At 27.5% G+C, this 7,060-nt stretch carries 11 protein-coding genes; 2 read left to right on the forward strand and 9 right to left on the reverse strand.

The window, feature by feature from the left end:
* Positions 1-766: 766 nt before the first annotated feature.
* From JVU85_RS09775 to JVU85_RS09800, 6 genes are all read right to left on the reverse strand, one after another.
* A complete protein-coding gene (locus JVU85_RS09775; RefSeq protein ID WP_002510406.1) occupies positions 767-1,132 on the reverse strand; it encodes a DoxX family protein in 366 nt (121 codons plus the stop codon).
* A gap of 119 nt (positions 1,133-1,251) precedes the next feature.
* Positions 1,252-1,701, reverse strand: a complete 450-nt coding sequence (locus tag JVU85_RS09780) for a GNAT family N-acetyltransferase (RefSeq protein WP_002510405.1) — start codon at positions 1,699-1,701, stop codon at positions 1,252-1,254.
* A 112-nt stretch (positions 1,702-1,813) separates the two neighbouring features.
* On the reverse strand, positions 1,814-2,155 hold the full coding sequence (locus JVU85_RS09785; RefSeq protein WP_103388086.1) for a hypothetical protein: 342 nt from the start codon (positions 2,153-2,155) through the stop codon (positions 1,814-1,816).
* A 254-nt stretch (positions 2,156-2,409) separates the two neighbouring features.
* A complete protein-coding gene (isaB, locus tag JVU85_RS09790) occupies positions 2,410-2,895 on the reverse strand; it encodes an immunodominant staphylococcal antigen IsaB family protein (RefSeq protein WP_103388085.1) in 486 nt (161 codons plus the stop codon).
* A gap of 208 nt (positions 2,896-3,103) precedes the next feature.
* Positions 3,104-3,391: a DUF3885 domain-containing protein gene (locus JVU85_RS09795; RefSeq protein ID WP_002510402.1), complete on the reverse strand. Its 288-nt coding sequence runs from the start codon at positions 3,389-3,391 to the stop codon at positions 3,104-3,106.
* Positions 3,392-3,427: 36 nt separating this feature from the next.
* Positions 3,428-3,727 (reverse strand): hypothetical protein, encoded by a 300-nt coding sequence (locus JVU85_RS09800; protein WP_002510401.1) that lies wholly within the window; start codon positions 3,725-3,727, stop codon positions 3,428-3,430.
* A gap of 337 nt (positions 3,728-4,064) precedes the next feature.
* On the opposite strand from JVU85_RS09800, the gene JVU85_RS09805 reads away from it, so the two are divergent.
* Positions 4,065-4,490 carry a hypothetical protein gene (locus JVU85_RS09805; protein WP_002510400.1) on the forward strand — a complete coding sequence of 142 codons (426 nt, stop codon included), beginning with the start codon at positions 4,065-4,067 and terminating at the stop codon, positions 4,488-4,490.
* A gap of 409 nt (positions 4,491-4,899) precedes the next feature.
* On the opposite strand, the gene JVU85_RS09810 is transcribed toward JVU85_RS09805, so the two are convergent.
* The 3 genes from JVU85_RS09810 to JVU85_RS09820 form a co-directional block, all read right to left on the reverse strand.
* Complete coding sequence (locus tag JVU85_RS09810) at positions 4,900-5,073, reverse strand: VraH family peptide resistance protein (protein WP_002510399.1); 174 nt, start codon at positions 5,071-5,073, stop codon at positions 4,900-4,902.
* Between the two features lie 106 nt (positions 5,074-5,179).
* Entirely contained in the window at positions 5,180-5,602 is a 423-nt protein-coding gene (gene fosB / locus JVU85_RS09815) for a FosB/FosD family fosfomycin resistance bacillithiol transferase (RefSeq protein ID WP_204172372.1), read from the reverse strand.
* A 26-nt stretch (positions 5,603-5,628) separates the two neighbouring features.
* Complete coding sequence (locus JVU85_RS09820; RefSeq protein WP_204172374.1) at positions 5,629-6,099, reverse strand: GNAT family N-acetyltransferase; 471 nt, start codon at positions 6,097-6,099, stop codon at positions 5,629-5,631.
* A 96-nt stretch (positions 6,100-6,195) separates the two neighbouring features.
* Between JVU85_RS09820 and JVU85_RS09825 the strand changes: the two genes are divergently transcribed.
* A complete protein-coding gene (locus JVU85_RS09825) occupies positions 6,196-6,876 on the forward strand; it encodes an HAD family hydrolase (protein ID WP_204172376.1) in 681 nt (226 codons plus the stop codon).
* Positions 6,877-7,060 lie beyond the last annotated feature (184 nt).

Consider the following 7,060-nt stretch of genomic DNA (forward strand, 5'->3'; position numbering starts at 1 on the left):
CAGTTTTTAACATCAATTAAATTTATCATAATAAATACATTTTTGGCAATTCTGAATTGATTACAACTATGTTAAATTTTGACATTTTAGTGTCTGTTAAAAATATCTATTGATTTTTTTACATATTTATACTAATAAAAACATTACTTATTTTATATTGAAAGCTAAGCATTTTTACCCGCTAATAAATACGTACAAAATTATGTATTGAAGTTCTTAGCCATACATGAAAATCATCATAAAAACGCCACTCTAAATATAAGAATGGCGTCTGCACAAAATCAAAAAATTATTGTCTATTTAGTTGCTATGTATCAACTAAATATAACTGTATAATATCATAAAATTCAGAATAGTAAAATAAAAACACTAATTTACATTATTTTTAATTAATTCAAACTATAATTTTCTATTTAAAATGAATTATATGTAAGTCAACATTAAATTGTTCCTGAAACAAGGGCAAGCACCTGTAATACTTACCCCGAAAATAGATAGAATTAATGTCTGAACTACTAATATATAATAAATATTATTGTTACACAAACAAAATGATAATAACACGTTAAATTTTCACTTTTTTATATAATATTTTATAGTTTCAATTTTGTTTAAAACGCTATCAGTAAAACTGACATCAGTTACATTTTTAGTAAGGTAATTTACCTCTAACATCAATAAACAGCTCTCAACTATATAAGTCGAGAGCTGCAGTTTATTTTATCAAGCATCTATTTTTAATTAACCATCGCATTTTTGCAGAAATTTACTTTCTACCTAATTTAAGTGCACCTACTATTAATGGGATTTGTAATGGTAATCTTAACCATAAAATTATTTTATTAGGACTTGCACCTGGTTGAAATGGAATTTCTTTAATAGCCATATTGACGTTTGCAGGAAATACCGCAATCATAAATGTAGCTAACAATTTACTTGTGACTGCCTGACCTTTTTTAATCCACAAGAATACACTAAATAAAACTTCGAGAACTCCAGTAAATTGTACGATAAAAGATTTAGCTGGCAAAATATCTGGAACCGTTCTTACAAAGCCGTCTTTTTTAGTAAAGTGCCCTATGCCTGCAATTATAAGTAGCAAAGAATATAACAACCGAAATACCATTTTCATTCTAAAAACACCCTTCACGTTACTTTTAGTTCATTGTAACACGATGACTCACACCAGTTAATCAAACCAATTTGGTTTACTAACCCGAACAGTATTATATTTAACAACTTAAAATCCGTTCACAATTGTTTCAAAAACATAATCATATCTCTACATAAAATTCCATTCTCATAAATTTTTTCCTTGTAATGTCTTTCAAAAAAACCTTTATTTATCTCAAGCATTCTAAACCCTGCTTTTTGATAAAAAGCGATTTGTCCAATACTAGAATTGCCTGTACCAACCACAATTTCACTATAACCACTTTCTTTAGCATAGTCGAAAGCATGTAATATTAATTGTTTACCCATTCCACATCCTTGGTTTTTCTCACTAACAGCGATATTAACAAGTTCAACTCTATTCCTTGTAACTCTATTCAATACATAACAACCTATAACTTCTGATTCCACTTTATAAAGAAAACATTCTCCTTTATTGAGCTTTTCTAAAACCATATCCATAGATGGATCGGCTAATAATAAAAGATTAAATGGCGCATCATCTATAGATTTCAATTTTTCAAACACACAAATCTACCCCTTTTTAATATGTCAAAGTTTAAGGGTGTTTCATTAAATTTATCTCATACAATAATAGAGTTAACACTTAATCCTCTACCTTATCAATCTCATAACACCTTTAATCTTCATAGTTATCTAGATTTAACGAACCTGCTGATTCAAAATCTTTAAGATCATTATCTCCATATTGAATAGCACCATTTTCTTTATTAATTTTTATAATTTTTAATCCACCAACACCATTAGTTTGGTAAACTGGAATCTCATAAAAATCACCTTTATCTGTTATTTTCTCAGTATGATTTATGCCACCTTCTTTATAACTGGTATTTTCAATAACTGTCTTAACTGCAGCGTCTGTTAATTTTTCTTTATTAAGTGACCCATCAGCCACATTATTACTAAATAATAATGCTCCTGCTATAATACTTGTTCCTACCACTAATTTTACTTTTTTCATAGTTATCCCCTTTCTGTATCACTGAACTTAAAACCTCATTAATAACTATAATGCGTACAACGTTGTTACCAATAGCCTATCATTAAAATTGTATTTTGAACAATATAAAATTATTTGGTTTTTTATCAATATATAACAATTATTTTCAACCATAACTACCATTGAATCTTAATATTATCCCCAACAAAAAACTAAGGTAAGCACTGTCGTGCCTACCCTAGTTAAATTTTAATGAGCTATTTAGAATTCCTGAATTATTCATATGCCTGGATTTTTACTTTAGTTATATATCCATCATTTTCGTAAAATTGAATCAATGTTCCATTATAATCACGTTCATACATATTCCCATCTGGTGTTTCATAAACATCAGATGGACCATATACTTCTAATAAATCATTTTGTGACACTGTTTTACCATCTAACTCAAAAAGAACAAAATCCGCGTTATTTTCTCCTCTTTCACGGAATTGTTGATCGTAAATATCTACCAATTGTACTGTATCTGTAGTTCCTTTAGTGATGCTGTAACCATTCATAGTTAAATTGTCATGTTTAATTGCGTTAATAAAATCTTCATCCAAAATAAATTCACTGTTAGCAGACGTATAACCAGTAAAGTTATAATGAGGCGTTTCTGCTGCTTGGGCATGTGGTTGATGTGAATAAATGGCTGCTGCACCTATAGCTGTACTAAATACGAGGCCGCACGATAACAAAACCTTTGACACATTATTCATATTAAACACTCCCTGTATGAATTTTGAATCATACTCGACTCAATTGTAATGTTACATCTATATTGCAATAAGTCAACTAAATTCAAGGTGTATTAAAAAAGACAAACACTGATGTGCTTGTCTTAACTATATCTTTTCTTACCTATTCAACTGTCTAATGACTATTAAACTAAAAACTATCAATTGCCAAAAGTAACTTAGTTTTCTATCATACTTCATATTTTAAATAACCGAATTTATTTTTAAAATTTTCATAATCATGTTTATTTTTAAATTGAACACCTATACCTGTATCATCGTGCATGAAAAATGTAATATTCTGGTCTTCACTTATAATAAAAAAATCTAGCCATTTCCACCTTTTATTGATATTTGGTGTTCTCCCCGGAAAATCAAGATTAGCGATACTTTGAATTAAATATTGGTGACGTAAATCTTTTTTATCTATCTCTACAACATAATATTCACAATTTACAAAATCCTCATCAATACTCATATCATTTTTAAATGCTTGTCTATGTAAACGATACTTTCATTTATGATGATTTCTAATGTATTTCGACATAAAATTAGTTCGCTCTTTTGGTATGTTGTCAAAAGACATAATGGCTGTAACGAAGATTAATTTTTTATAATTTGAAAACAAATAATTAAATATATCAATAGCATTTCTATTTACTGTTTCAAAATACAAAGGATTATATTCTGAAAAATAATCGACGCTAATATGTTCAGGTCTCTCTACAAATTGATAAAGCCCTTCAGTAAGATCTACATCAAATGTTAACTTATCTCGAAAAAACTCCTTTTTATAAATAGGTAATTGAATCATTTTTTCCTCCGTTTTATCTAAAGCTACTTTAATTTCTCCATAAGCATTTTTTAATTTCCATCAATTCACCCATGACTTGCAATAGCTCTTTGAAATATCCATTTAGATATTGAACCCTTGAATGTTGCAAGTTTCTCACATTTACTTATTCTACTTGTTAATATTATTTAATAATTCATTAACAAAAGCAATCGCTGTATTATACTAATTTATAGTTTTTCTTTACTTTTTAATTACATAGATAAAAGAGTCACTTTCCTTTTGAAAATTACGTTCTATACTTAATTGTACAAGTCATTTTTTTCTCAAATATATATCGAAAGGTTGAGTGAGCCTTATGAAAAGCATTAATATATTAATAAATTTATTACCAAGTGAACTTCAAAATATATTAGAAAATAATGATATTGATGAAGTTTTGATATATTTTATGTCAAATGATATTTCTGATGAAAAAATAGCACTTTATTTATCAACGCTTGCTAACCAAGTAAATACTATTGAATACCATGAAATGGTTGCCAGTATTTATCATTTCCACTTTAATTATATAGATCATGCTTATGATTTAGCATATTATCATTATTGGCAATCATTAGAACTTTCTAATTTTGAAGATTACAACCTTTTAGTTGAGTTTTTAAAAATTATAGACGAACCAGACTTCGATATTATTAATAAGCAGGATCTCAAATCAATTGCCCAAAAAGTTATTGAAAAGGATCCAAATAATAAACTAACTATTAAATTTCTAGACCATTAATAAATAAAAAGAGCAATGAATCTTAAAATTCATTGCTCTTTTATTTTAGTTTGCATAAAGTATTTTATATTTAAGTATTAACATTTAAAACATTAATTACACCTTCAATGTTTGCTTTACTATGTGCAATTTTAAATTCATTTGTATTAGTTGTTGTTTCCTCTTTTATGGAAATAATAATTTAAGAAAAGAATTATGAGACCAATGATTATAAATATACTATCAATTGTAATTTGAACCGTAAGTGACCTATCCAAATCAAAGATATTAATCACTATTGGGCGTAAAATTATTAATATAGCAAACAAGTATTTAGCTATTTTTTAGTAGTAAAATACTTAGCCATATAAAAACACTACCTTTCTCAATAGGGTATTGCTTATTTATTTCTCTACACCATATTAACCGATTATTTTTTCAAGACATTTTCATTTAGTATTAAGAATGCAATCATACCAATTGGTATACCTAACAAAGGTGTTACAAAACAACTTGCAATTAGCACATATAAAATTAACAACCAAATATCATTAGATTCCCACTTTTTATTTAATAAATAATGCCACATTTCTTTTATACTCATAACAATCGCCCTCTTATATTTTGGTCAACTTTATTTTATATATATACATTATCATAAAATCTGACATCATAAAAACCCCATTAACAAGGCATTATATAAAGTGATTTTATTTTTTGTAAAATTTCATATGTGGCTTTTCTTCTTTATAGTAGTCTGTCCTATCTTCTAATGTACCAGTGTGTAGTTCTAACTTGTGGCCATCTGGATCAGTGAAATATATTGATTTCTTTTCTTTTACATCTCTCGTACGACCTTCTAGTATATTCACATTGTTCTCTTTTAACCATTGATACCATTCATCAAATTCACTCTCGTCAATTGTAAAGGCCATATGTGTATATGAATATTGAATTTCATTTCTAGGTATATCCTTTTCTTCATTTAATGCTAGCCATAGACCACCTAACGTAAAATACGCAGTTTTGTCACTCTCAACTAAAATATTAGCTTTTAAAATATCTTTATAGAAAGCAATAGATTGCTTAATGTCTGTTACTGAATAAGTAACGTGGTTTATAGATTGAATCATTGTAAAATTCACTTCCTAATACATTATCACTTTAATTTTTTCTCCATACGATAATTTGTAGTTTCGAATCCCATCTTATTATATAAAGCTACAGCTCGTTTATTATGTCCAAACACATGCAATCCAATAGTTTCTACATCTGTATCTTTGCAATATTCTTCTATGGAGCGCATCGTTTTTGTACCTAAACCTTGTCCTCGGTATGCATCTTTAATGTTAATATCATAAATAAAACATTTCTTTTGGTCTTTACCATCATAGATATGTAACCATACATAACCTATTTCAACATTATTATAAATAGCAGACAGTAAATATTGATTACTTGTATCTAATCCCTCAGGCAATAAAGTTTCAAACTCTGACCTTGCTCTTTCTGTAGAACCCTCTGCCTCCCAATCACCACTCTTCACATGTTCATTCGCATAGTCAACAATACTTTCTTCATAAAACGATTCGAAAACTTTTTTATTCATCTGTTTTAAATAAACACACATATTTTATATCCCCCTCACCTCAAAAATGCTTATTATATGATATCATTATTTCTAATTGATTGAATATTCAAATAATAATTATTTAAGAGGTATATTATGATAAAAGCAATTTTATTTGATTTAGATGGAACAATTTTAGACAGACAATCTTCGTTAATTAAATTTATTGATTATCAATATGACAAATTCAAAAATTACTTAAATCATATTGAAAAAGAAACTTTCAAAAGTAAATTTATAGAATTAGATCAAAATGGTTATGTATGGAAAGATAGAGTTTATAAACAATTAATTGATGTATTTAATATTATTCATATAAGTGCTGATGATTTACTAAATGATTATATAAATAATTTTTGTAATCATTGTTTGCCCTATTCAAATCTAAAGGCTACATTAGACTGGCTGGTATCAAATGGTTACAAATTAGGCATAATCACGAATGGTAAATATCCTTTTCAACTCAATAATATTAAAGCATTATACATTGAACAATACATGGATGTGATTTTAGTTTCTGACAAAGAAAACATAAAAAAGCCTAATCCTCTTATTTTTGAAAGAGCGGCTAAGAAATTGGATGTAGACTTAAGTGAATGTCTATTTGTTGGTGATAGTTTTAAAAATGATTACGAGGCATCTAGATTAGCTGGAATGCATAGTATTTATCGATTGAATAATGAAAATGAACTACATAACGAAACAAATCAAATTAAAAATTTGTATGAACTAACTGATATTATACTAGATCAAAATTCTAAGAAGAATATGTTTTAGCAGAATTCCTTGTAGTTTTAAAATTCATGCAATTTTCACATAAAACCCAACTATTCATGGCGCTGAACCCTAAGAAAGAGAACTTAATAAAAACACTATGTTCTAGGCTGCTAATTCCCTATATTTTCTAGGGGCTCAGTAGACTAGATATTGTTGAATTCGATTAAAATTATAGAATATAATG

The organism is Staphylococcus sp. GDY8P72P (genome assembly GCF_016890655.1).
GTDB lineage: Bacteria > Bacillota > Bacilli > Staphylococcales > Staphylococcaceae > Staphylococcus > Staphylococcus arlettae.